Annotated in this window: 28 protein-coding genes; 18 read left to right on the top strand and 10 right to left on the bottom strand. The window is 32.9% G+C overall.

The window, feature by feature from the left end; genetic code table 11:
* Positions 1 to 47: 47 nt before the first annotated feature.
* Complete coding sequence (tsaE, locus tag ACFEL2_RS06485) at positions 48 to 479, bottom strand: tRNA (adenosine(37)-N6)-threonylcarbamoyltransferase complex ATPase subunit type 1 TsaE (protein ID WP_341751814.1); 432 nt, start codon at positions 477 to 479, stop codon at positions 48 to 50.
* A gap of 34 nt (positions 480 to 513) precedes the next feature.
* Positions 514 to 1,200, bottom strand: coding sequence for a hypothetical protein (locus ACFEL2_RS06480; RefSeq protein ID WP_375331826.1), 687 nt, complete (start codon positions 1,198 to 1,200; stop codon positions 514 to 516).
* A 404-nt stretch (positions 1,201 to 1,604) separates the two neighbouring features.
* Between ACFEL2_RS06480 and ACFEL2_RS06475 the strand changes: the two genes are divergently transcribed.
* Genes ACFEL2_RS06475 through terL form a run of 3 tightly spaced genes read left to right on the top strand, consistent with a single transcriptional unit; the run spans position 1,605 to position 4,431 of the window.
* On the top strand, positions 1,605 to 2,771 hold the full coding sequence (locus tag ACFEL2_RS06475; RefSeq protein WP_375331825.1) for a phage portal protein: 1,167 nt from the start codon (positions 1,605 to 1,607) through the stop codon (positions 2,769 to 2,771).
* Positions 2,768 to 3,031, top strand: coding sequence for a hypothetical protein (locus ACFEL2_RS06470; RefSeq protein WP_341756790.1), 264 nt, complete (start codon positions 2,768 to 2,770; stop codon positions 3,029 to 3,031). Before ACFEL2_RS06475 ends, ACFEL2_RS06470 begins: the two co-directional genes overlap by 4 nt.
* Complete coding sequence (gene terL, locus ACFEL2_RS06465) at positions 3,028 to 4,431, top strand: phage terminase large subunit (RefSeq protein WP_375331824.1); 1,404 nt, start codon at positions 3,028 to 3,030, stop codon at positions 4,429 to 4,431. The genes ACFEL2_RS06470 and terL overlap by 4 nt, the downstream gene beginning before the upstream one ends.
* 10 nt (positions 4,432 to 4,441) lie before the next feature.
* Here terL and ACFEL2_RS06460 read toward each other — a convergent pair whose 3' ends face one another.
* Together ACFEL2_RS06460 and dcm are read right to left on the bottom strand one after the other, a co-directional pair.
* Positions 4,442 to 5,104: an NgoBV family restriction endonuclease gene (locus tag ACFEL2_RS06460; RefSeq protein WP_375331823.1), complete on the bottom strand. Its 663-nt coding sequence runs from the start codon at positions 5,102 to 5,104 to the stop codon at positions 4,442 to 4,444.
* On the bottom strand, positions 5,101 to 6,369 hold the full coding sequence (gene dcm, locus ACFEL2_RS06455; RefSeq protein ID WP_375331822.1) for a DNA (cytosine-5-)-methyltransferase: 1,269 nt from the start codon (positions 6,367 to 6,369) through the stop codon (positions 5,101 to 5,103). The genes ACFEL2_RS06460 and dcm overlap by 4 nt, the downstream gene beginning before the upstream one ends.
* A 246-nt stretch (positions 6,370 to 6,615) precedes the next feature.
* On the opposite strand from dcm, the gene ACFEL2_RS06450 reads away from it, so the two are divergent.
* The 10 genes from ACFEL2_RS06450 (at position 6,616) to ACFEL2_RS06405 (ending at position 12,744) form a co-directional block, all read left to right on the top strand.
* Positions 6,616 to 8,151: a phage major capsid protein gene (locus ACFEL2_RS06450; protein ID WP_375331821.1), complete on the top strand. Its 1,536-nt coding sequence runs from the start codon at positions 6,616 to 6,618 to the stop codon at positions 8,149 to 8,151.
* A gap of 55 nt (positions 8,152 to 8,206) precedes the next feature.
* Positions 8,207 to 8,743, top strand: coding sequence for a head-tail connector protein (locus tag ACFEL2_RS06445; RefSeq protein ID WP_375331820.1), 537 nt, complete (start codon positions 8,207 to 8,209; stop codon positions 8,741 to 8,743).
* 6 nt (positions 8,744 to 8,749) lie between these two features.
* Positions 8,750 to 9,088 (top strand): phage head closure protein, encoded by a 339-nt coding sequence (locus tag ACFEL2_RS06440; protein WP_341751821.1) that lies wholly within the window; start codon positions 8,750 to 8,752, stop codon positions 9,086 to 9,088.
* Complete coding sequence (locus tag ACFEL2_RS06435; protein WP_375331819.1) at positions 9,078 to 9,527, top strand: hypothetical protein; 450 nt, start codon at positions 9,078 to 9,080, stop codon at positions 9,525 to 9,527. The genes ACFEL2_RS06440 and ACFEL2_RS06435 overlap by 11 nt, the downstream gene beginning before the upstream one ends.
* 194 nt (positions 9,528 to 9,721) lie before the next feature.
* Positions 9,722 to 9,964 (top strand): type II toxin-antitoxin system Phd/YefM family antitoxin, encoded by a 243-nt coding sequence (locus ACFEL2_RS06430; RefSeq protein WP_341751823.1) that lies wholly within the window; start codon positions 9,722 to 9,724, stop codon positions 9,962 to 9,964.
* A gap of 5 nt (positions 9,965 to 9,969) precedes the next feature.
* A complete protein-coding gene (locus ACFEL2_RS06425; protein WP_341751824.1) occupies positions 9,970 to 10,236 on the top strand; it encodes a Txe/YoeB family addiction module toxin in 267 nt (88 codons plus the stop codon).
* Positions 10,237 to 10,475: 239 nt separating this feature from the next.
* On the top strand, positions 10,476 to 10,862 hold the full coding sequence (locus ACFEL2_RS06420) for an HI0074 family nucleotidyltransferase substrate-binding subunit (protein ID WP_341751825.1): 387 nt from the start codon (positions 10,476 to 10,478) through the stop codon (positions 10,860 to 10,862).
* On the top strand, positions 10,859 to 11,140 hold the full coding sequence (locus tag ACFEL2_RS06415; RefSeq protein ID WP_342259582.1) for a nucleotidyltransferase domain-containing protein: 282 nt from the start codon (positions 10,859 to 10,861) through the stop codon (positions 11,138 to 11,140). The genes ACFEL2_RS06420 and ACFEL2_RS06415 overlap by 4 nt, the downstream gene beginning before the upstream one ends.
* A 219-nt stretch (positions 11,141 to 11,359) precedes the next feature.
* Positions 11,360 to 11,950, top strand: coding sequence for a TIGR02217 family protein (locus ACFEL2_RS06410; RefSeq protein WP_341751827.1), 591 nt, complete (start codon positions 11,360 to 11,362; stop codon positions 11,948 to 11,950).
* A complete protein-coding gene (locus ACFEL2_RS06405) occupies positions 11,947 to 12,744 on the top strand; it encodes a DUF2163 domain-containing protein (protein WP_341751828.1) in 798 nt (265 codons plus the stop codon). The genes ACFEL2_RS06410 and ACFEL2_RS06405 overlap by 4 nt, the downstream gene beginning before the upstream one ends.
* Before the next feature lie 55 nt (positions 12,745 to 12,799).
* On the opposite strand, the gene ACFEL2_RS06400 is transcribed toward ACFEL2_RS06405, so the two are convergent.
* Positions 12,800 to 13,609, bottom strand: coding sequence for an enoyl-ACP reductase (locus tag ACFEL2_RS06400; RefSeq protein ID WP_341747572.1), 810 nt, complete (start codon positions 13,607 to 13,609; stop codon positions 12,800 to 12,802).
* Between the two features lie 85 nt (positions 13,610 to 13,694).
* Here ACFEL2_RS06400 and lnt point away from each other — a divergent pair, with 85 nt between their 5' ends.
* The 3 genes from lnt to ACFEL2_RS06385 all read left to right on the top strand — a co-directional run bounded on the left by lnt (position 13,695) and on the right by ACFEL2_RS06385 (position 17,316).
* Positions 13,695 to 15,203 carry an apolipoprotein N-acyltransferase gene (lnt, locus tag ACFEL2_RS06395; RefSeq protein ID WP_375331818.1) on the top strand — a complete coding sequence of 503 codons (1,509 nt, stop codon included), beginning with the start codon at positions 13,695 to 13,697 and terminating at the stop codon, positions 15,201 to 15,203.
* A 60-nt stretch (positions 15,204 to 15,263) separates the two neighbouring features.
* Positions 15,264 to 15,728, top strand: a complete 465-nt coding sequence (locus ACFEL2_RS06390) for a helix-turn-helix domain-containing protein (protein WP_341751830.1) — start codon at positions 15,264 to 15,266, stop codon at positions 15,726 to 15,728.
* A 673-nt stretch (positions 15,729 to 16,401) separates the two neighbouring features.
* Positions 16,402 to 17,316 carry an Rpn family recombination-promoting nuclease/putative transposase gene (locus tag ACFEL2_RS06385; protein ID WP_375331817.1) on the top strand — a complete coding sequence of 305 codons (915 nt, stop codon included), beginning with the start codon at positions 16,402 to 16,404 and terminating at the stop codon, positions 17,314 to 17,316.
* 109 nt (positions 17,317 to 17,425) lie between these two features.
* On the opposite strand, the gene ACFEL2_RS06380 is transcribed toward ACFEL2_RS06385, so the two are convergent.
* Genes ACFEL2_RS06380 through clpB form a run of 5 tightly spaced genes read right to left on the bottom strand, consistent with a single transcriptional unit; the run spans position 17,426 to position 23,101 of the window.
* Positions 17,426 to 18,262, bottom strand: coding sequence for an FAD-dependent oxidoreductase (locus ACFEL2_RS06380; RefSeq protein WP_375331816.1), 837 nt, complete (start codon positions 18,260 to 18,262; stop codon positions 17,426 to 17,428).
* Positions 18,235 to 18,651 carry an FAD-dependent oxidoreductase gene (locus ACFEL2_RS06375; protein WP_375331815.1) on the bottom strand — a complete coding sequence of 139 codons (417 nt, stop codon included), beginning with the start codon at positions 18,649 to 18,651 and terminating at the stop codon, positions 18,235 to 18,237. The genes ACFEL2_RS06380 and ACFEL2_RS06375 overlap by 28 nt, the downstream gene beginning before the upstream one ends.
* Before the next feature lie 50 nt (positions 18,652 to 18,701).
* Positions 18,702 to 19,484: a TatD family hydrolase gene (locus ACFEL2_RS06370; RefSeq protein WP_375332396.1), complete on the bottom strand. Its 783-nt coding sequence runs from the start codon at positions 19,482 to 19,484 to the stop codon at positions 18,702 to 18,704.
* Positions 19,484 to 20,512: a mitochondrial fission ELM1 family protein gene (locus ACFEL2_RS06365; RefSeq protein ID WP_375331814.1), complete on the bottom strand. Its 1,029-nt coding sequence runs from the start codon at positions 20,510 to 20,512 to the stop codon at positions 19,484 to 19,486. The genes ACFEL2_RS06370 and ACFEL2_RS06365 overlap by 1 nt, the downstream gene beginning before the upstream one ends.
* A gap of 12 nt (positions 20,513 to 20,524) precedes the next feature.
* Positions 20,525 to 23,101 carry an ATP-dependent chaperone ClpB gene (clpB, locus tag ACFEL2_RS06360; protein WP_375331813.1) on the bottom strand — a complete coding sequence of 859 codons (2,577 nt, stop codon included), beginning with the start codon at positions 23,099 to 23,101 and terminating at the stop codon, positions 20,525 to 20,527.
* 439 nt (positions 23,102 to 23,540) lie between these two features.
* On the opposite strand from clpB, the gene ACFEL2_RS06355 reads away from it, so the two are divergent.
* Positions 23,541 to 24,080, top strand: coding sequence for an invasion associated locus B family protein (locus ACFEL2_RS06355; protein WP_341751834.1), 540 nt, complete (start codon positions 23,541 to 23,543; stop codon positions 24,078 to 24,080).
* 244 nt (positions 24,081 to 24,324) lie between these two features.
* Complete coding sequence (gene glyA / locus ACFEL2_RS06350; protein ID WP_375331812.1) at positions 24,325 to 25,587, top strand: serine hydroxymethyltransferase; 1,263 nt, start codon at positions 24,325 to 24,327, stop codon at positions 25,585 to 25,587.
* The last annotated feature ends 105 nt before the right edge of the window (positions 25,588 to 25,692 follow it).

Raw genomic sequence — 25,692 nt, 5'->3', positions numbered from 1 at the left:
TAGCATAAGTGCAATGTAACACCTTTACATCACTTTGTCAAAGGATATCAGAAACAAGCAATGCTACAAGATCGTTTGTTACCTTCGAGTATTTGTAAATGAATTTTGGTTATAGGTCTAGGTAATATTTTTTCAATTAGTTCTGGCCATTCAATTAGACAAAGATTACCCTGAAGGGCTTCTTCTATACCTAGTTCATAAATTTCTTCTAAGTAGTTTAAACGATAAAGATCAAAATGATAAATCGTGAATTTTGATGTCGTATAAATTTGTAGCAAATTAAAAGTAGGGCTAATAATATGAGTAGCAGAGCCACAAAAATACTTTATGATCTCTCGACATATAAATGTTTTCCCGCAGCCTAAATCACCGGAGAAAGTTATAATTTCACTAGATTCTAAATTTTTAGCAATAGTTTGTGCAAACGATATAGAATCTTGTTCATTGTTTAAAATAATAGACTCTTGTTGAAACTTCATTGGATATTCAAATTTGGGAGTGAATCAATAGAAGTTAGGAAACTGGCTGTTTTTCCTCTTCCAAGCGATCAACCTTAGTTAAGAACCAATCTGTATTTTTAGAGATAAGGCTTCTAGAAAACGTCCATTCTTCTTGCATATATTTTATACTACTAGTTATTTTTTCACCTGTGAATAATACTTTTATGAAAATATTATTAGCAAATGTATAAGCTTCAGAAATTTTAGCATCTAGTACGCTGCCATTGACAAATTCTCCATAAGTTTCAGAAAAAATATGGAATTCTTGTATATATCTTTTATCTACCAATGTAAGTAAATCTTCAATATCATCATCATTAGAGGCTTCAATAATCAGTTCCAAGGCTGCTTTTGCACTATGTAGAAATTTTCTTGCTTTAAATGATGGAAGTTTAGCCAATACAGCTTCAAGACCAGCTATTATAGCAGTGGAATTCTCTTCAACTATTAACCCATCAAGCTCCATAGGGTTAATAGTAGGGGTTTTTACCACGCTATGAGGCAAATTATTCTTAAAAATATTACTAGCAGTAGTTTTTGCTGTATAAGTAACGTCTTTGATTCCTGTTTCACCGAAAAAGGAAGATTTTCGTTTAGCTGGATCGTCCTCTGATGTAGAGCCAAGAGTAGCAATTAGCCTATTTATAATAATAAAAGCAACTCCAGCAAAAATTAACAACTCTATTATTTGAGCAGACATTAATATAACTCTATTAGGTTGAATTCTTTATATACTCGGTGAACTTCAAGAATTGGCGTCGTCGTGTCTAAAGATCTCCGCTGCTCACGTACTAATGTACGCTCCGCTGCTCGACTTTGACACTCCTAGCTCTTCTTGAAGTTGACCTTCGTCTACCAACTCTTCATTTACGAGCAGTATATTATCCCTGAATTCGATGTAACAAGTTAACACTAGACTCAGTGTCATCTCTGTTAGGGGTGTGATGTTACCCTAGGCTATTAAACCAATGTCTTACATCGAACTTAAGATTATACATATTCTATTGTAAAATTTAAAGATTTGGAAGTTATTTATGCACCAAAATACTTAGTGCAAGTACAAAATATGTTATAAGTGACAATTATTATTTATTTTAGGTGAATATGATAACAAAATATTTAAAAAAAATCTTTAAAGCTAAGTCCTGTAAATCACATACATTTATTGATTTTACTGCTTTAGGGAATTCAGAGTTTAGGGATATAAAAGTTGGTATAGAGGCATATCGTAAAAATGTTATAGTTTATCGATGTGTGAATTTAATAGCACAGTCAGCAAGCCATGTACCTTGGATAGTTAATAAAAATAATCGAGGAGCTTTGGAAAAAATAGCAAATCATCCTGTTTATAATTTATTGAAAAGACCTAATCCAGAGAAAGCAGGGGCAGATTTTTTCGGTGAAGTGATAGCAAGTAAGTTGTTATATGGTAATGCCTATATTTTAGCTACGTTAATGAATAATCGCCCCCGAGAGATATACTTATTACCTGCCAATTCAACTGAATTAGTGTTAGAGAGGAATTCTCCAGTAGCTTATAGATATATGAGTAGCAGTGGAGAACGAATTTATCCTATTTCGCCAATTGATCGAATGAGTAAGGTATTACATTTAAAAAATTATCATCCTACTAATTCGTGTTATGGGCTATCTTGTCTTGATGCAGCTTCTTTGTCAATTGATTTGCATTCGCAGGCTACTAGTTGGAATAGTTCTTTACTAAGGAATGGAGCACGTCCAAGCGGAGCATTGATAGTCAAAGAGAGTAATGGTTATCTTAGTGATGAACAGTTTGACAGGTTACATGAACAGCTTACCGAAAAATTTACCAGTAGTAATAATTCTGGCAAACCTCTTCTTTTGGAAGGAGGACTTGATTGGCAGGAAATGAGTATTAATCCAAAAGATATGGATTTTATTGAAGCAAAAAATTCGGCAGCTAGGGAAATAGCTTTAGCTTTCGGCATTCCTCCTCAATTGCTAGGTATTAATGGCGATAATACCTATAGTAATATGCAAGAAGCTAGGTTAGCTCTGTGGGAAGAGACGTTAATTCCGTTGCTTGATAAATTATCAGATGCTTTAGGTAATTGGTTATCACATTGGTATCAGGAGGAGATTATTATTGATTTTGATCGTGATAGTATTTCAGCATTGACCGAAAAACGTGAGAATTTATGGGCTAAAATATCCAATGCTAGTTTTATGACTTTGAACGAGAAAAGGTCTCTTGTTGGGCTTAAGCCTATAGATGGTGGAGATAGATTATGACAAACGACACAATTACCATATTACATAGTTTCGTTGCTAAGATAGTTTCTCTACTTGAAAATGAACTAGACGAGCTAGAATCAAGAAAATCCAAGGGGGAGATAATAATTAAAAAGAATATTACTGAAACACTGAATAAATTAGTTAATTTAATTATCCAGCTAAATAAGCTCAGTAAAGATGAGTATTTAAATGAAAACACCATAATGAAAGAAGAGGATAAAGAGATTATAGCTGAATTTTTGAGTAAATATCAATGACTTATCCAAAGAAATTATTACATGCAATATTGAGACAAGATTTTAATAGTTTTATCAATAAAGTATTTAATACCATTAATCCTGGCACAGAATATCAAGCCAATTGGCATATTGAGCTAATTGCTGAATATTTGCAGGCTGTACAGAATGGGGATATTAAGAGGCTAATCATCAATATGCCGCCTAGGTCTCTAAAATCGGTGTGTATTGGGGTAGCATGGCCAGCTTGGATATTAGGACATGATCCGTCAAAAAGGATTATGTCTGCCAGCTATTCCCAAGTATTAAGTGTAAAACATTCTTTGGATTGTCGTTTGATACTTACTTCTGACTGGTACAGCCAAATTTTTCCGAAGACTATTTTAAGTAAAAAACATAATCAGAAAAGTAAATTTCTGACAAATAATAATGGTTTTAGGTTTGCTACGTCAGTTGGCGGTTCGGCAACAGGCGAGGGGGGTGATATACTGATCATTGATGACCCACATAACCCTACTCAAATCAACTCACCCAAAATGCGAAAGAGGGTAATTGAATGGTTTGAACAAACTTTTGTCACTAGACTTAACAACAAAAATACCGGAGCAATAGTATTAGTTATGCAGAGATTACATGAAGAAGATTTAAGCGGACATTTATTGGCAAATTCCAATTGTTGGCATCATTTAAAAATTCCAGCTATGGCGAAACGAGATCAAATATTCTCAATTAATAATTATAAATATCAATATGTTACAGGAGATATTTTGCATGGATTTCGCGATAATCCTGAATATCTTATAAAATTAGAACAGGAAATTGGGGTACATAATTATGCTGCTCAATATTTGCAAGAACCAATATCCAATAATTGTATATTATTGAATATGGAGGATCTTAGTTTTTATGAGAGCTTGCCAGAAAAATTTGATTATTTTGTGCAAAGCTGGGATACCGCCATTAAAATCTCAGAAAATGCTGATTATAGTGTTTGTACATCATGGGGCGTTTTAGATAAGAAATATTATCTTGTATCGATGTTTAGGCAAAAACTTACTTACCCAGAGTTAAAGAGTCAAGTAGAGAAATTAGCCAAGAAATATTGTCCTAGATATATATTAATTGAAGATAAAGCCAGTGGTCAGCAGGTTATACAAGATTTAAGATTAGATGGGGTTGTTAATATAGTTGCCATAAAGCCCAAACTTGATAAAATTACTAGGTTTTCTTCAGTTTTAGCTTTATTCCAATCTGCAGCCGTAGTTTTACCAAAACAATCGGCTTTTAATACTATATTACTTAGCGATTTGTTAAGTTTTCCACATTGCAAAAATGATGATATAGTTGATTCGGTTAGTCAATTTTTGAATTTTATAAAAGAACGGTCTAACAAATCATTAGCAAGGATAAGGGGGTTTTAGTTGGTTATATTTACAAATCATCCCCTGTTTGCTTTTTGTACAAATTACAAATATTATGAAACCATTTATTACGCCACTCACCTCCTACCGGGTGAGTATCAAGAACTTTTTTTAGTGCAGTTACAAATTCAAAACGACTATTAAAAGGTTTATATGATGGATTTTTTGCATACCAAGTTGCTGGTCTGATATTAAATGTTTGATTTTGTTTCCATTGGATTCTTAAAGCTGATCTTTCTGATGGGCAGCAAATTTCCCATACTTTCTTTAACCAAATATTCTTTATCATAATATCTGACTTTAATGCTGCATATTCAAAAATCAAATAATCAGCATTAAGTCTATATGGGTAGAATGCTATTGATCTACAATATGCAACAAAGTTTGCGACATCAAAATTTGGTGATTTTGTAAAACATTTAACTTCCAATAGATTTATGTCATTTCTATGCCCATCCATATAAAAATCAGGGAACTCCTGGCTATTATCAGGTAGACGATAAGTGATATTATGTTCATTCATAAAGGATTTTAGCCATTCTTGTATTACATTGCCAATAATACTATTATCTCTAACAATGGTTTTAATATTATGTAATTCAAAATATACATTACCTTTTGCTCCACAGATTCCAATATTTTGTAAGCTATCAAATAGTAATTTTGCACTCATGATAACATTCTTACAACGATTTCTTTTATTACTGGTGGCATCACAGTATTTCCTATTAAATCAAATGCTTTATAATAATCTAATTTGTCTAAACTGTAAGTTTCAGGATATCCTGAAAGTCTTAAGCCTTCACGAACAGTAAACCCTCTAATTCCATTTCCTACCGGAATTGCTAACTTACCAATTTCAGTTGCAACAATAGTTGGGACGTAACCTTTTGGATCAATAATCTTTGAGATTGGAAATGAAAGTTTGCCAGCTACTATATTATAGCCTTTTTCTTTAGTGGTATCGTATTCACGAACTCTGATTCCTCCATTTTTAATAAAAATATTTTTAGGATGTTCTAATTTTAAATAACCTTTTTTTGTTAGGTCATCAAGTAATCCTTGTAGTTTTGGATGTTGATAAAAAGTTTCAATTTCTGAGACCGTTAAAGGCATTCCATCCATCCACACAATGCCTTTTAATGTCGCCCATTTCTTCATTCTACGCTTCTTTAAAAGAATGTTCATTAGAGCTTTTTGTTCTTTACTTATTTGCCCCTTAAGATTTATATCCCAGCTGTGAATATTATCATTTCCGCCTCTTTTATCCTTAATTGATTTACCAGTAAGCTGCTCTATTGTATAATTTTCTAAGAGCAGCTTGCTAAATTTAGTATCATATAAAGGTATATTTTCTTCTAATATGTCTTGTATACAACGTGTTTTTTTATCAAAGTTTGTAAGTTGTATTTTTTTCTTTAAATGTCCAACAATATATACTCTTTTCCTATTTTGAGGCACACCAAAATCAGCGGCATTTAAAATACTCCAACTAATATTGTAACCTAAATTTTTAAGTGTCTTTATAATTTCGTCAAATGTTTTGCCATTGTCATGATTAACTAGACCATCAACATTTTCTAATAAAAAACCAATTGGTTTTTTTGCCTTTAAGATTCTAATTATATCAAAGAATAAACTACCTCTGTCATCTAAAAACCCTTTTCTTTTACCTGCACTGCTAAATGGTTGACAAGGAAAACCAGCTAGTAGGTAATCAAAATTTGGTATCTTATGTTCTGCAATTTTTTGAATATCACCTGCTATTTCTTGATCATGAAAATTTGTTTTATATGCTTGTATTGCATGTGCTTTAATTTCACTACTGAATACACATAAAGTAGAGAATCCTTGTTGGCTGCATGCTTCTTCAAAACCAATTCTAGTACCACCAATGCCAGCAAACAGATCGATAAACCTAAGATTATTCTTACTCATACCTTCACTTATCTTTCCATCCCAAGTTTTATAGCGTAAATATTAAGTTGCACTAATTATTACTATTTTATCGTAAAAATCAAGACGGTTTTGTTTATAACCAAAAATAATGAGTTAATATATACTCCGTACCGCCAACATGGTAGTTTGTCCCATTTTATTTTTTTATAAATTTTTTTTCCAAAACACTTAGTGCTAGAGATTTATAATATATATTACCATTAGTTATTGCAATTATGAGGTAATATGTATACTGAAAACTTACATCAAAGTCAAACGATTCAAAATTTAGTCATAAAATCTGTTACAAATAATAGCATAGTTATTTCAGGTTATGCTAGTGTTTATAATATTTCTGATCAGCATAATGACCTAATTGCTAAAGGGGCTTTTGCCTCAGCCGATCATTCGTCCATCAAATTTCTTTGGCAGCATGATTGGCAACAGCCAATAGGGGTAATTAAGTCTTTAACAGAGGATGATTATGGTCTAAAAGTTGAAGCTATAATTAATAATAAAATCGAGAAAGGTAAAGAGGCTATAGAACTTGTCCGTCAAGGGGCAGTTGATAGTCTTTCTGTTGGTTTTAATATAAAACTATCAAATTACAATAACTTAAACCAAAGAGTTATCACTGAAGCTGAATTAATTGAGGTTAGTATAGTGACTTTCCCAGCCAATTACCATGCCAAGATTTCGCATATCACCAAACATATATATTCAAATGATACAATTTTAATGGAGAATAACATGGATACAGAATTAACAACAAAACAAAATAGTAATGAAGTAAAAATCAATGAGTTACAGGAGAAAATTTATAATCTAGAAAATTTTCTATCTCGTCCAGAAATAGGGGGGATGCAAGATATTGAATATAAAACAGCTTTTAATAATTATATTCGCAAAGGTAACCAAAGTGAATTAATCGAAAAATCCTTAAATAGTGGGGAGCAAGAAGGCGGGGTATTATTAGTACCAGCTTTATATAATAGTATCATCAGTGAGATTAACGCTAGATCACCTATGCGGCAATTAGCATCAATTGAAATGATTTCTAGTAATGCCCTTGATATAGTAATTGAAGATGGCAATTTTGCTAGTGGTTGGGTTGGCGATCTAGAGGCAAGAGATGAAACAACGGCTCCTAAGTTAAAGCAACAGAGAATTTTTGTACATGAGCTTTACGCTCAACCAAAAGCCAGTCAAACTTTGATAGATGATTCAGCTATTAGGATAGAGAGCTGGCTGATAGAGCGTTTAAGAGATAGTTTTGTAAAAGCCGAAAATGATGCGTTTATTAATGGAGATGGTAAGAAGAGACCACAGGGTATTTTATCTGGATATCATGATAAAATAGAACATTTTGATATGGGTGAGCAAGTTACCGCAGAAAAATTACTGGATTTTATCAATTTACTTGATGAAGAATATTTGGCAAATGCTAGTTTTTTAATGAACCGTACTACCTTGTCATTCATTCAAAAACTGCAAGATAATAATGGTCGTTTTATTTGGCAGCAGTCCCTCTCGGACTCTTTAAAGCAAACAATTTTTGGAGTGCCTGTGGTTTGTTGTTCTGAAATGCCCTCGATAAAGAAAGATAATATTGCAATTGCCATAGGTGATTTTAAATCAGCATATAAAATTATAGATCGTGGTGGTATTAATATCATGAGAGACCCTTATACCGATAAGCCATTTGTAAAATTTTATGCAGTCAAAAGAGTAGGGGGTGATGTAGTAAATCAGAGTGCTATTAAATTGGCGATATTTAGTTAACCTAATCTCAATTTCGGATTAATTTCATTAATCCGAAATTAGAATGAGAATGTATATGCATAAAGAAAATATATTTAAAGTTATTGAATTAATTCCTCAGACTATTTGGACTTTAGTAGAAGTTAAAAACTATATGAGGATAGAAGGAAATTATGATGATGAGTTAATTAGTGGCTTAATAGATGCGGCAATTATGGCTGCTGAGAATTTTACTAAACTTACGATAATAACAAGGCGGGTAGAGTTTATTTGTAACATTAAAAATCAACAAAATTTTCAGCTAAAATATCAACCGATAAAAGAGATAGTGAAGATTGCTCTAACAAATAGTAGTGAATCGATTGAACTGCGATCTGATCAATATTATCTAGATCATGATCGATCGTTATTATGTTTGAATAAAAAGTTAGAAAACTATCAATTAATGGTTGAATATATTATTGGATATGATAAAATTAATATTCCAGCTTCAATAAGGCATGGAATATTAATGCATATAGCAGAAATGTATGATAGGGAAAGGCAAAATGCTACTTCTTTGTCAACGGAAGTTAAAAATTTATATTTAGCATATAGACAATTAAAAATATAGTTAAAAATGAAAAAATCAGTAGCACGTAGTTTGCAGCATCAGGTAAAAATTTTAGAAAACTTTTCTACAAGTGAAATAGAGCAAGAAAAATGGCAAGAGAAATTATCTGTTTATGCTGAAATAAAACCTATTTGTGATAATCGATTTACATCGATAGAACATGTGAATTTTGGTCATATTATGACGGAAGGGTTTTATCTGTTTAAAATAAGATTTATCAAAGAAATTACCACCAAGATGCGTATATCATTTAGAGATAGGCAATTTGAGATTAAACGGATTATTAACGTGGCAGAACAAAGTAAATTCTTGAATATCGTAGGGCTAGAGATATATGTCTGTTAATTTTATTCATGATTTTCACATGACAATATATAAATTATTATCTAATGACCAAGATATTAGACTTAGCGTTGATCGAATTTACATATCGGTAGTCCAAGATGCAAAATATCCGTGCTTACTAATAAATATTTTGAAAGTTGAAAATATATCAAGATTAGATCAAAATATTTACGAGGTGGAATTTGAGATAAGTGCTTTTGCTAGGGATAAAAACCAAGGTCTATTGACTTTACTTGCTGAAAAAATTACTAATAAATTAACAGCTAATGCATGTATTCTTCAAGATTATATTGTTGCTAGTATGAAGGCATGTAATATAAATTTTCAGCGTAGTTCTGACCTTATAACTACTAAGCTTACGATAGATTATAAAGCTTTATTAAAGGGAAGCAAAATTGGCAACAAGTCTGTAGTAAAAGGGATGAAAGATATTGATTAACAGTACCATATATAGTACTATTAGACTTGCTGCATAAATCAAAGATAGTTGAGGGATTTTTAGGAGAAACGAAGCCGAGTACCGCAGCGTACACAGACATACGTGAGGAGCGGAGGCGAGTTTCGACGACAAAATCACCAACTAGATTGACTTATGCAGTAAGTCTATTAATTAACATTTTAAAAGGAGTAATTATGACATATTTAATAGCTAGTGAAGCTAGAAAGAACTTATATAAATTGATAGATTTGGTAGCAGAGAATCATGAGCCAACAATAATAAAAGGTAAAAGAAATGCAGCAGTTTTAATTTCAGAGCAGGACTGGGAAGATATTCAAGAGACATTATTTGTAGCAACAAATAAAGAATTAAGCCAATCCATAATTAAAGGTCTTGCTACTGATTTTAAAGATTGTAAGACAAAACTGGTGGATTAGCTTAGATGTATAGTTTGTATTTTACTAGCGATGCTTGTAAAGATTTTAAAAAGATTAAAAAATCACCTTTGCAGAAGCAAATATACAAGTTATTAGAAATTGTAGGTAATGATCCATTTCAAAATCTGCCGCCCTTTAAAAAGTTAAGAGGTATGTATTTGGGGGCTTATTCAAGAAGGATTAATTTGCAACATAGATTATTTTATGAAGTAGATATGGTAGATAAGAGGATAAAGATACTACGTATGTGGAGTCATTATGGAGATAACTAAGAACTATAGCTAACCCGTTAAGGTTTTAGATAGCCTTTACGTCATTGCAAGGAGTCACTTCAGTGGTGACGAAGCAATCTAGGAAGGTGTGATTAGCAATGGATTACCACTACACTCACGTGGTCTTGCAATGATGCCTGAGATATCAATAACTTATTATGGTTAGCTATATAAGTCTAAAAAACGTCTATTGCCAAGAGGTGGGGGGATATTAAAACTAAATAATTTAAAGGTAGAAAATGGTATATTTGATTGACAATATTGATATTAGTAATTTATTAAAGGCACGTAGCAAGTTTGAGGATTTTCGTCTTAATTTGGATACTGAACAAAATAAAGCCGGGGCTATTCAAGCATTTGAATATTGTTATGAGTTAGCTTGGAAAACAATGAAGCGATTGTTAGAGGTTCAAGGTAAAAATGTTTACACCCCACGTGAAGTATTTCGTGAATCAGCTGCTGCCGGGTTAATTTCAGATCCTGCTGCTTGGTTTGATTGTATCAAGATTAGAAATCTTACAGTACATACTTATGACGTCAAGAATGTAGAGCAAGTTATTGCAACTTTTGATGATTTTTCGGGCATGTTACATGATTTTTTTAGAAATTTGCAGAGGTTGAAATGATCAATCTTGAGCAGAAAGACTTTTTGTTATTAAAATCTATCCTAAAGAAATATCCGTATACATTTCAAGCATACGGTTCTCGTGTTAAAGGTAGTCACAGGAAATTTTCTGATCTTGACCTCTGTGTTATGGAACTAATAAGTGATGAAGAATTACTTAACTTGCAAGAGGAATTAGAAGAATCTAATTTGCCAATTAAAGTAGATGTTAAAAGATGGCTTGTTGATATGAATGAGGATTTTAGGTCGTTGATAGAAAAAGATTTGATACATTTATAACCTCAGTTTTGGATTAAAATTTTTAATTTTAATCCAAAACTGGCTAGAATATCAGAAAAATGCATTCTTGAAGCGGCTAGTACGAATGCATTTTAATCTATTAGCAAATAAAATATTTAACAATCAGGCGTCAAACCGCTTTAAGCCTGATTGTTTACATTCTCATTCCAATTTCGGATTAATAAAATTAATCCAAAATTGAGGTTTATAGGAGAAATTATGAATTTTCATGATATACGTATGCCAAAATTTATTGAAACTTTTGCTGTTGGCAGACCAGAATTTGCTACTTCTTGTGCTATGACATTATCGGGCAGAGAAGTAAGAAATTTAGATAGAGAATATGCTAAACAAAAATATTTGATTAAAAATTGTCGTCTGAGTAGTCTCGAATTTGAACAGTTTAGTTCTTTCTTTAGAGCAAGAAGAGGAGGGAATTTTGCCTTCCGCTTTAGAGATAATGTCGATTATCAAGTATCAAGGCAAATTATTGGTAAAGGTGATGGGGAATTAACTCAATTCCAACTGGTTAAACTATATGAAGACCCAATTTTGCCCTATGCTAGGACAATTAGCAAACCGGTATTTGGTAGTGGAGAATTCTATGTTAATAATATTAATACAGAGGTTGAAGTTGACTATAATACCGGATTAATAACCCTACCAAGACCATTAGATAAGGGGCAAATTTTAATAGGTAATTTCACTTTTGATGTAGCTGTGCGATTTGCTAGTGATAGTTTTGAATATTTTTATTCTTCTGACGGGTCAATAGAATTATCTCCCATAGAATTATTGGAGGTTATATGACAGTAGCAGAAAATATTGATAATTCCATAGCTGAATTACAGGGGTTTACTTATTGTTTCCATATAAAACTACAAGATAGTCTTGATCTGTATCTTACCGAGTCTGATAGATATTTATCAATTGATAATGTAATATTTGTTCCGAATTCTGGAGTAACTTTAAAGGAAGGAGGATTTAATGATTCTGCCCAAAATTACATTATCTTAGAAGGAGTTTTTGAAAATGAGGGAGTAAAGCAACATTATGATTTAACGCAGGCTATAGTCAAGATATATGTTTGTTTTGCTAATTCTTGTAGGCATTTTGTTACTTATCGTTGCATCACTTATACTAAAAGAGATTTGGATTTTACTTTACGTTTAGAGCCAAATATAGATGTATATAATCAATCGTTACTGCAATCTTTTAGTAAGAAATGTCGTGCTAATTTTGGTGATTTAAAATGCAAAATAGACAAAACAGTTTATAGTCAGATATATAATATTAAGGAAATGTTTGGTAGAACTATGGTTATCTCAAACCTTGATAAAGAAAATGGTTATTTCAATTATGGGGATGCTACTTTAGTTGATGATCAAGCTGATGTTCAGTTTTATAGTAAAATCCTTAGTCATTCTGAGAATTTAATTACACTGGATAAAACAATTCCCGATAGTATGAAGCATAGTAAAATTGTTTTACTTACTGTAGGTTGTGATAAAAAATTTACAACTTGTTGCAATAAGTTCAACAATGCAGTAAATTTCAGAGGAGAGCCATTGATTCCTGATGATAACTTTATCAAAGTGATTTAGGAAACCGAATATACTCAGGTAGAACTTCAAGAATTGCCGTTCCCGCGACCAATAGTTAATGGCAATTACTAGAACCTTTACCCATCCCTACTGTAGTGTTATAGCCACAATCTACATAATGTATTTCACCAGTAACTCCTTCTGCTAAGTTACTCAGCAAATATAATGCAGCCCCTGCAACATCACGCTGAGAAGTGTTTCTGCGTAACGGCGATGCAGCTTCATGGAGAGCTAACATAGTTTTGAAATCATTAATACCACTAGATGCTAGAGTTTTTATAGGCCCAGCTGATATGGCATTTACTCGGATGTTATTTGAACCCATATCAGTTGCAAGATATTTTACACTAGATTCTAACGCAGCTTTAGCAGGCCCCATGACATTATAATTAGGAACTACTTTTTGTGAGCCATAATAAGTTAGGGTAAGGATACTACCACCGTCTTTCATCAAAGGTTCTGCACGTTTTGCCAAGGCAATTAGAGAATAACATGATATATTCATGGTATTAAGAAAGTTAGACAATGAGGTATCTATATATCTGCCTTTTAATTCATTCCTGTCAGAGAAACCTATAGAATGAACCAAAAAATCGAGTTTGCCCCACTTTTGCTCAATAATTTTAAACAAATTATCAAGTGATTCTTCATCTGTTACATCACATGGAACAACGAAATCACACTTAATTTCTTCAGCAAGTGGTATAACGCGTTTCTCAAGCACTTCTCCTTGATAGGTAAGGGCTAAGTTTGCACCATGTTCTTTGGCAATTTGAGCAATAGCCCAAGATATTGATAAATTATTAGCGACACCTGTAATTAATCCTTTCTTACCATCAAGCAAAGCAGTGACTTTAACTTGCATACATATTCCTTATTTTTATTAAAACCTTGCCCAAACAATAGCATGATGTATATTTTTGTAAACAATTTTTATCAAAGTAACATTAATGTTCTCATCCAAAATATTCACCCTGATTTCAGGTCTGATTAGCGGTTTAGTTTTCGCTCCAACTTTCTTTGTACCTGGGTTGTTTTTTCTGGCTCTACTATGTTATCAAGTACAAATTGCTAATAGTTGGCAAGAGGCGTCTATATTAGGCTTTATATTTGGTTTTGGGCATTTTTTAGTCAATATGTACTGGATTAGTATAGGAGTTACTGTATATATTGATGAATTTTGGTGGGCAGTACCACTGGCATTATTTGGCTTTCCAATTATTCTTGCTTGTTTTATTTCTGTAACCTGCGGTCTAGGGTTTTTAGCAAAGAATCATGGTTTGTATCAGTTTATCTTTTGCCTTTATTGGGTATTTTTTGAATGGGTAAGATCATGGATATTTACCGGATTACCTTGGAATTTGCTTGGATACGCTTTTTCATTTTCTGATACTCTTATCCAGCCTTCTAGTATTATAGGAGTATATGGTTTAAGTTTTATTGTAGTATATATATCAACAAGTTTTTATCACCTATTTACTAAACGATATAATCTACTAAAAATATCATTAGCAAATTCATTGCTAATAATGTCTCTGATAACTTCCTATGGTTTATTAAGGCTGCATAACAACCCTACCAGTTTCTCAAATGTAAAAGTTCGATTAATTCAGCCAAGTATCCCACAAACTGCTAAATGGGATGTTGAAGAATTTTGGAAAAATTTAAATCTTCATCTCACATTGTCTAAAGAGCCGGGCGACGTAGACCTAATTATATGGTCAGAAGCCGCTATGGTAGTACCGTATGATTATAAACCGATCAAAATGAAACTATCAAAAATGTTGGAAAGGAAAAAAGCAATTTTAATTACTGGTGGTATAACAAATAATGGTAAAAAAGGGGATGATTTTGAGATTTACACGAGCTTATACGCTTTAACAAAAGAAGGGGATAAATTATTTGAATATCATAAGTCTCATTTAGTACCATTTGGTGAATATATGCCTCTTAAATGGATATTACCCTTGAAGAAATTAACCCCTGGGTTGTTAGATTATACTGAAGGGAGCAGACAACTCGTTAGTCTTGATAAACCTAATATAATCATAAAACCGCTTATTTGTTATGAAGCGATCTTTCCAAACCTTGTTCAAACGAGTAATAAACTTTCAGATGTGATTATTAATGTCACTAACGATACATGGTATGGAAATTCCTCTGGTCCATACCAACATTTACAGATTAGTCGTATGCGTAGTATAGAGAATGGTCTTCCTATGCTTAGAACGGCTAATAATGGTATATCTGCCGTAATAGATCCAGTAGGCAGAATTATTCAACAACGAGCTCTCAATGAAGTATGTTATATAGATAGTTTATTACCAAATAAGCTAGAATATGAAACTTTATACTCCCAATTTGGGGATATAAGTGCTTTATTAGCAATAATATTTACCCTAATTAGCTATATTTTAATAAAAAATCTTATCAATATCAATAAAAAATTACTTGATTAAGCCAGAACATTATACTATCATTAGTTGCAATAGGTAGAGAAATATTAAATTATTATAACAATGAATAAATATAATGAATCAAAAGAAAGAATAAATATAGTTGTAGGTATGCGTTTAAAAAAGCGTCGTATAATGCTCGGCATAAGCCAACAAGAATTGAGTGAAGCTATTAATCTTAGTGTAAAACAGATACAAAAATATGAAGATGCTACTACCCCAATAGCTGGCAGTATATTGTATTTTTTTGCAAAAATATTAAATGTATCTATTGAATATTTTCTTGATATGACTAAACCTACTGAGGTATCAGAGGATTACCTATTTGGTACGCAAGACAACAATAGTCTTGTAAATAATATTATTGCTGAAGATAAAGCAGAGTATTTAGTACCTTTAAAATACGACACAGAAAAAGAAGTATCTTATCTTGTTGAAGGATTTACCGAGATTCAAAATCCACAGATTAGGCAGAAAATAGTTGAACTGATTAAGTCAATAGTAGCCTCTCAAGGTAATCAAGTCTAAACCGTAGTAATTACCTAGCTTTACAAGCTGTTCAACTTTTTAAGTTAGTCAAGTCAGGAGAGTTGGATAGCAGGAATGATGGAGCAAAGACTATAGATAATAGGCGAGCGATCGAAGACGACGTAACCAAATTCTTATCCATTGACTATATAACCTCAAATATTAGACCTCCCGACTTCCGCATTTTTTAATAAGGCATAAGCTTGGAAGGCTCATAGTGCTAGGGTTTTTAAAATTTAGGCACAACATTATTTTGTTATTTTAAATATATTTCAGTATGGTCTGAACGTTTGATGTTAAAGCTTTTATAGATTTTTCTAGCTTCGTTTTTTATTGCACTTGGTATACTGCTCGTAAATGAAGAGTTGGTAGACGATAGTATAACTTCAAGAAGAGCTAGGCAGTAGCAAAGTCGAGCGGCGTAGCGTACATTAGACTTGCTGCATAAATCAAAGATAGTTGAGGGATTTTTAGGAGAAACGAAGCCGGCTACCTTCGCGTACACAGACGTACGTGAGGAGCGGAGGCGAGTTTCGACGACAAAATCACCAACTAGATTGACTTATGCAGTAAGTCTATTAGTAACTAGGCAGCTTCGATCTTTGGTCGCGACAACGCCAATTCTTGAAGTTCTACCTGAGTATATTCGTTAGAAAGAAATTAATATTTTTATATGACAGAAAAGTTAAAGCATGATTCATTGGCCAAAACAATCATGAGTGATCCTGTAGCAGCACAAGAATTTTTAGAATATTATTTACCGAGTGATTTTAAGAGTTTAGTAGATTTATCAAAAATAACAGTAGAGAAAGAAAGTTATATAGAGGAATCGTTAAACAAAAAATATAGTGATATAGTGTATGGAGTTGCAACCAAGAAGCATGGCAGGGCGTTTGTTTATATATTAATTGAAGCTCAATCAGGTGTTGATTATTGGACAGCTCTACGGTTATGGAGATATACATTATTATTGTGTGAAAGGCATAAGAAAAGGAGGGCTAAATTACCATTAGTGTATAATTTAGTGATCTATAATGGTAAGGAGGTTTATAATGCTCCTAGGAATTTGTGGAATTTGTTTACCGATGCAGTGATAGCTAAGCAATTAATGACAGAAGATTATCAATTAGTTGATTTGCGAAGTATGTCAGATGATGAAATTATCCAAAAGAATCATATTGGTATGTTAGAGTATATGCTAAAACATATTCATCAACGAGATATGTTGAAGCTTTGGGAAGAGTTTCTAATAAAGTTTAAACATGTTATAATACTGGATAAAGAAAAAGGATATATTTACCTTCGATCATTTTTATGGTATACTGATACCAAATTACTAGAGGATCAGCAACCAAAATTAGAGCAGGTCTTGTCTAAGCATTTATCTGAAGAAGAAAAAGGTAATATTATGCGAACTATTGCACAAAAATATATCGAAGAAGGTGAGTTTAGAGGTATGAAGATTGGTAGAAAAGAGGGAAAATATGAAGTAGCAAAAAATATGTTCTCTAATAATTACTCTATCCCTGAAATTTCTCGTATTACCGGTTTATCTATTCAGGAGATCAACAATCTGCTTAAATCCTAGTTCGGGTCTGTCAGGGTCTGTTAGATTCTTTGTGTAAGTATGATTGCTCCATTCCCAATTTTATTCTTAACTGGCTTCATAACTTACACAAAGTATATTATAGACTCGGTTATTTTTTTGCTTTACTAGCATCAATACCATAAAAACTCCTTGCTCTCTCAACTATCAGATCAAATTGTTCTTCATTGAGAGTTTGTGGTGTAGCTCCTTCAATAAATGTTCCACCAATAACCCCTACATCATCAGCACTACTGCTCGGTAAATGCTTTGGATGCATGTAGAAATACCAATTTACTGCTTGCCCAAAACTAGTTTTACCGTTACCTAAATTAACTGAAATCAAATATTTCACATCTTCAGGATCTTGGTTTTTTAACATAATTAAATGTCCTTGACCAGGAGTCATTGCATTATCATTATCAAGTTCTTTAGCACCAAGACCAGTACAATCTACTATATACTTAGTTTTAATTTCTGCAAAATTTTGAATTTTATTTTTAATAAAAGGTACTTTCTTATTTTTTAAATAAGTTGTTAAACTTATCATCATTTTTGGTACATTGATCAGAATTCCATCATCATAAGCTACCATAAGCCTTGTTGTCCCATTACCAAAATCAAGTGCTACATCTTTGGCTGGTTGCATCACCCCGGCAGTTACATAAGGTTCTAAATCTGATTCTTCCCTAGTTGGAAAGTAAGCTGGCATTATAACAGCTCCATCTATAAAATTACTCTGTTGTTTTTTAGCAATAGCAGAATAAACTTTATAAGCATTAACAGCTATTTTATTCATCATAGGTCTTGCATTTGGTGGATAATCCATGAAAGAAGGCTTAAGCAATCCACCAGCATTATTAGAAGGTAGTCCATCAAATTGGTCAGCAATAATAGTGATGTTATTATATCCCCTTTCAATTAGATCATAAGCGCTCCATAACCCCATAACCCCATAACACCAGCTCCGATAATAGTAATGGGAGTATCGGGTTTTAAATCAGTAGCATATTCTGATTTTTGCAATAATTCATTAACATAAGCAATAGCTCCTGGTGCTAATGTCCAACCACTACCACTATGACCATAATTATGGGCAATAACTTTACCACCTAGCTTAGTAACAGTCATATTTGGTATACCATGCCTCGTAGGACGATAACATATAATTCTTTGACCAAGATTAACAGCTTCTAGTTTTAGTGGGACAATTTTCCGTATTTCAGGTTGAGGTTGAGCGTGCACCGTTGGTAACATAAATATTAGAACCATAGCAAAAGATTTAACATAATTAACCAATAGAGTAGGAGGTAGTAACTTTAATAAGGTGACAAACATATTTAACTCATTAATTAAAATTTTTATTAGCAATATATGACCATTTCCTTTCAAACAGTAGCTGAATATATAAGATGTGTTTTAGTAAATAAAGACATAAAATTTTTAGAAGTGTCACTTGCTACTGTTTCTAGGTTTGTTTCCTTTATTTCAGCTATTTTTTCTGCTACATATTTAACAAAAGCTGGCTCATTTTGCTTTCCACGCATTGGAACAGGGGCTAAGTAAGGAGAATCTGTTTCAATTAATAATCTATCTAGTGGAATATAACGTACTATATCCTGTAAACTAGCTGCATTTTTAAAGGTTATAATTCCAGCAATTGAGATATACATACCAAGGTCAAGCATTTTCTTTGCCAAATGCTTTGAAGCAGTAAAGCAATGAATAAGACCGGTAAATGGTGCATTTTGCATTTCACTGCTTAAAATATCAATAGTGTCTTCTTCTGCTTCTCTTGTATGTACTATAATTGGTAATCCGGTACTTTGAGATGCTTGTATATGCTGCTCAAAAGAGCTAATCTGTTTATTTTTGTCAGATGTTTGGTAATAATAATCAAGACCAGTTTCACCAATACCAATAATTTTGCGGTGATTAGAATAATCCACAATAGTTTCACACATAGTGATTTCTTTAACTTCATTAGGATGTACGCCACATGAAGCAAATATATTGCCGTATTTTACGGTTATTTCTAAAATAGCTGGTAATTCCTCAAGGGTAGTACAGATAGTCTGCATGTACTGAACACCATTATCCTTAGCCCGAGCTATTATTGCTGATAAATCTTCTTTCAACATGTTTAAATGGCAATGAGAATCAATTAATATCATGAGCGTGTCCAATTTTTTGAGACTATTATATTAGCAATTTTTTCTACTTCATTAAGTGGGACATAATTATACTGTTCAAGCTGAGTTACAGATTCGTCTAATATTTTCGCTATTCCTAATTCTACCAAATTTTGTGTAAATGATAGATGTTTAGGTAATTTAAAATTACTAGGACAGAATATATAAAGCGGTTTACCAGTAGAAGCTGCCTCACTACACATTGAAATCGAATCAGCAGTGGAAATTATATAATCTGCCTGTGATAACATACCAAAATAAGGGTTAGGTTTAGTGTTTTCCTCTGTTGGATCATAAATAATGGCAGAGGAAGATACATTGTTTTTAATAATTTCTTTTGCTGAATTGGGGGTACGTCTACTAAAACTAATAAACAAGCTATATTCTTTGCTTTTTTGTATAAGATTAAATAATATTGTTGCAATTTGGCGAGCATTATCATTGGTAAAAGTATAATTTTTACTATTACCACCGATAATTACTGAGATAAATTTCCCAAGTTTTGGATAATTTTTACGTAATTCAATGCCGCCATCCTGTATTTTTTCTTGAACATTGTTTAAAGCCCCAGTAATTCTCAATATACTCAAATCACTTGAGTACATATTTAGTTCTTCCTTACTAACTTTATCATGGTGTGGTAAAATAATTAGATCAAATTGTTTAAACGGCAGGTTAGGGTGCATAATTTGAACAATTTTTATTCTACCATTAGACTTATGTTTTAAATAACTTGCTAAAGAAGCAGTTCTTCTTCCGGCAGAAATTATTAAGTCTGGGAATCCTTGCCTGTCTGTAATAATTTTCCACGATTGTAATAGTTCCTTTTTTACATGGATAGGGCTGAATCGGAGTAAGAAATTTGGTAAATTACCCCAAAAATTATATTCAATAGGTTGTAATTCATAACCAAGCTTGATATTTTCTGCTAGAGCTATGGCTTGATTGGCATTACCGACGCTACTGTCAGTCAGCACCCAAATTTTAGGTTTAGTAGTATCTATCATATTCTTTTCTATTTAGGCTACTTTATTAATAACTAGTTCACTACCAGTTGATTTGATGTTTACCGTATCACCGCTCATGATACTACTCGAAAGAATCATTTTGGCAAAATGATTCTGTAGTTCTCGTTGAATAACTCTTTTCAATGGTCTAGCACCAAACATTGAGTCATAGCCCTTATCAGCAAGGTAATTTATAGATGATTCATCAAATTGCAATGTAATATTTTGTTGCAAAAGAACCTTTCTTAAATTATCTAGTTGTATTTTAACAATATCATGGATGTTGGCATGAGTTAGTTTATGGAATAGAATAATCTCATCTAGCCTATTTAGGAATTCTGGTTTAAATACGGCTCGTACATATTCCATTACTTGTTCTTTAATTTTATCTTGGTCATCGCCTTGCTGTTGATTAATAAGCGTTTCAGCTCCAAGGTTGGAAGTAAGAACAATAATGGTATTTTTAAAATCAACGACTATCCCTTGACTATCGGTTAGTCGTCCTTCATCTAAAATCTGCAGCATGATGTTAAAAATATCTGAATGAGCCTTCTCCACTTCATCAAATAAAATGACTTGATAAGGTCTCCTACGTACTGCTTCGGTTAAGATACCTCCCTGCTCATAACCAACATACCCTGGAGGAGCTCCAATCAAACGTGATATAGAGTGTTTTTCCATATATTCAGACATATCAATTCTGAGTATGGCATTACGATCATCAAATAAAAAAAGTGCCAAAGCCTTGGTTAGTTCGGTTTTACCAACACCAGTGGGACCTAAGAATAAAAATGACCCAAGTGGCCTGTTAATATCTTGCAAACCAGCACGAGAACGACGTACAGCATCACTGATTCCTTTTATAGCTTCATCTTGACCAATCACCGATTGACGCAGTTTATCTTCCATCGCTAGTAGCTTTTCACGCTCGCTTGATAGCATTGTATCAATCGGTATACCAGTAATTCTAGATATGATTATAGCTATATCGTTTTCTGATACGACTTCTTTTGATAGTTTGTTATCTCCACCTTCCATTGCTTGTTGTAGTTTCTTAGTTAAATCAGGAATAATACCATATTTCAGCTCACTAGCTCGGGCAAGATCGCTACTTCTTTCTGCTCGTTCAAGTTCTGCTTTAGCTTTTTCTAGCTCTTCTTTTAATTTTTGTTCAATATGTATTTTGGATTTTTCAGCTTGCCAGCTAGCACTCATATCATAAGAAAGAGATTCAAGTTTTTCTAATTCATCGGTTAAGAGGATAATTTTCTTTTTTGAATGTTCATCATTTTCTTTTTTTAGAGCTGCTAGTTCAATCTTTATTTGAATAATACGGCGATCAAGTTCATCCAATTCTTCCGGTTTACTAGATAATTCTATTTTTAATCGACTACATGCTTCGTCAATTAAATCAATAGCTTTATCTGGTAAATAACGATCAGTAATATATCTGTTAGATAAAGTACTAGCAGCAACTATAGCACTATCAGCAATTCTTACACCATGATGTAATTCATATTTGTCCTTAATGCCACGTAGAATTGAAATAGTATCTTCTACTGTTGGCTGGCTAACGTAAACTGGTTGAAATCTTCTAGCAAGAGCTGCATCTTTCTCAATATATTTACGATATTCATCTAAAGTGGTAGCACCAATACAATGGAGTTCTCCTCTAGCAAGCATTGGTTTTAGTAAGTTTGATGCATCCATAGCTCCGTCTGTCTTACCAGTTCCTACTAAAAGATGTAGCTCATCAATAAATAAAATAATTTCCCCACTAGAGTTTTTAATCTCATTTAATACAGCTTTTAGTCGTTCTTCAAATTCCCCACGATATTTAGCTCCAGCAATTAAGGCTCCCATATCAAGTTCAATGATACGACAATTTGCTAAAGTTTCAGGAATATCTTGGCTAAATATTCTTTGGGTTAACCCTTCTATTATGGCTGTTTTACCAACTCCTGGCTCTCCTATCAGTACGGGGTTATTTTTCATTCTTCTCGACAAAACTTGCACTGTTCTTCTAATTTCCTCATCTCTGCCAATTATTGGATCAAGTTTACCAAGTTCTGCCAGCTCGGTTACATCTCTACCGTATTTTTTTAGGGCATCGTAACTACTTTCAGAAGATTCGCTATCTGCTTTTTTACCTTTTCTTAACTGTAAAATTGCTGCATTTATTTTCTTATTAGTTATTGAATTATCCGATAAAATTTTACCAGCAGAGGTTTTGTCATATGATAAGCCTTCAAAAATTCGCTCAATAGTCACAAAACTATCAGCATTATTCTTGGCAAGCTCTGATGCTTTATCAAGTAATTTTAGTGCTTCCGATGATAGGTAAAGCTGCCCACCTCCCTCAATTTGTACTTTTGGGATTTTGTTTAATTCTATAGTTAAAGCTCTATTTAAATCATCTAGGCTAATGCCTAAAATATTAATGAGATTATCAATAACACCGCTATCATCATTTAATAAGCTTGCCAATATATGTAATGGCAATATTTGCTGATGATCATTCTTTGCTGCTATGCTCTGGGCATTAGACAGTACAGATTGTGCATGGGTAGTAAATTTATTCATGTCCATTTCAATAACCTTATAAATTGTAAATTAGGTCAAACCTGATTGTTAAAATGTACTCGTGTCAGCCGCTCCAAAAGTGCATTTATCGAATTAATGATTAGAATATATCATAATATTTGACCCCACTAAGTATTTTATATTATTTTATATAATTAATGGTTAATAATAATACAAGGGGCTATAACTTAACTAGAAAATGTTTGAGTCATGAGAACGATGCTAAACTAGCACTTATTTTAACAGATTGACAAATATATTAAATTCAGATATCCTCTAGTCCTTAAATTCTAGTAGGCGAAGAAATATTAAGGACTAGGTTTTAAGGGCTGAAAAAGAGAAATTCGGTGTCAAAATCACGACATCCTTGCTCACGAAAGGGTGGCAGTTCGAATCTGTCATTGTCCACTAATAATATTAAATAATTAATTAAATAAGTAGAATTATGACAAATTGTATTAAAAAATCATTGTTTGTTACAGCTGGTCTTGCTGTAATAGGTTTGGGACTATTTTTGGGTAATCCTAGTAGAGTTGATGCTGCGGTTAAAGAGGGGCAAAAATTTTCAGATTGGGTAGTTAACTGCACCACAGATGCTGAAAAAAAACAGGTCTGTTTTTTAAGTCAAGCAATTAACTCTACTAATAAAGATGGTAAACAACAAGTGTTAGCTGTGTATCAAATAGGTTATTTGGGTAGTGGTAAGGCAAGAAGTTTAAAAATGATACAAGTAGTTCCTGCTGATGTTTCTGTTGCTCCAGGTACGTCAATTATTAGTTCCCAAAAATTAGTTGCTCCAGGTAAGTACGTTACTTGTACAAAAGATTCTTGTCAGGCTGTTGCTGAAATATCAGATAAAGATCTTAAAGATATTTTATCAAAAGATGCTAATCCTAGCGTGGGGATAATGAATTCAGCTGGTCAACAAGTAAATTTTCCATTTTCTACGAAAGGTCTTGAAGAAGGCTTGAAAGCGTTAAAATAAATTAAGTTATAGCTAAACCGAAAAAGTTTTAGCCTAAACACCGTCTATTAGCGAGAAGACCGTAGGTCGGCGAAGCAATCTATATGACAAGCTTCATGGATTGACACGCTCACGTACGTTCGCTCGCTAATAGACATATCTATAATTTTATAAAATGCACTCGCAAAACCGCTTCAAGAATGTATTTCCCTTATATTAAAGCCAATTCGGAATAAAAATTAGTTACTTCTTATAGGTTAGCTCAATGACTATTTGTCCTAATAAATTATCTGAAACAGATAATGAAATATACCAAATTATTAATGGTGAAAAAAAGCGTCAGCATGATTTTATCGAATTGATTGCTTCTGAAAATTTTGTAAGTCCGGCAGTATTAGAAGCACAAGGGTCAGTTCTTACCAATAAATATGCTGAAGGATATTTTGGAAAACGCTATTATAATGGTTGTGAAGAGGTTGATAAAGCTGAGTTTTTAGCGATAGAACGAGTAAAAAAACTATTTAATTGTAACTATGCTAACGTTCAGCCTCATTCCGGCTCTCAGGCTAATCAGGCAGTATTGTTAGCTCTGTTAAAGCCACATGATACTATACTTGGTATGTCACTAGATACTGGAGGGCATTTGACTCATGGTGCTCCGCCTAACTTATCTGGTAAATGGTTTAACTCTGTGTTTTATTCGGTAAATAAAGAAACGTATCTCATTGATTATCAGCAAATAGAGCAATTAGCAATGCAGCATAAACCTAAATTGATTATAGCTGGTTATTCTGCTTATTCACGTCAATTAGATTTTGCTAAATTTAGGGAGATTGCTGATAGAGTAGGAGCATATTTGCTAGCGGATATTGCCCATATTGCTGGATTAGTTGCGGTAGGTGAGCATCCAAGTCCTTTGCCTTATGCTCATGTCGTGACTTCTACTACTCATAAAACTCTGCGTGGCCCACGTGGTGGTATTATTCTTTCAAACGATGAGGAATTGGGTAAAAAGATAAATTCTGCTTTATTTCCTGGGCTGCAAGGTGGACCGTTAATGCATATTGTTGCAGCAAAAGCAGTAGGCTTTTTGGAAGCCTTAACACCAGATTATCATCTTTATATAAAACAGGTTATGAGTAATGCAAAAGCTCTTGCTAACAGTTTGATGGTAAGAGGTTATGATATTTTAACTAATGGTACTGATAATCATATAGTATTAGTGGACCTACGAAAATATGGTATAACTGGTAAGATGGCCGCAGATTCGCTTGAAAGAGCCGGCATAACCTGTAATAAAAATGCTATACCATTTGATACAACTTCACCGTTCATTACTTCTGGTATTAGGCTTGGTACTCCAGCATGCACCACTAGAGGATTTAAAGAAAAAGAATTTGTAGAAGTTGGCGAGATGATTTGCAACGTATTAGATGGGTTGAAAGCTACGCAAGATAACAGTGATTGTGAGCAAGAAACTCGCAAGCAAGTTAAAAAGTTAGTAGATAATTTCCCGATTTATGTTTAAACTAGAAGTTAACAATCTAATGAATTCTTCACCTGTAATTAAAACAGTTTAATCAGAAACTGAAAGTGTTATGCAATAATTTTTATAATCTTCTTGACAAGCTAT

Source organism: Candidatus Tisiphia endosymbiont of Temnostethus pusillus, from assembly GCF_964264675.1.
GTDB lineage: Bacteria > Pseudomonadota > Alphaproteobacteria > Rickettsiales > Rickettsiaceae > Tisiphia.
The sequence above is the reverse complement of the archived record's forward strand: the minus strand, read 5'-3'. Positions and strand labels throughout refer to the sequence as shown.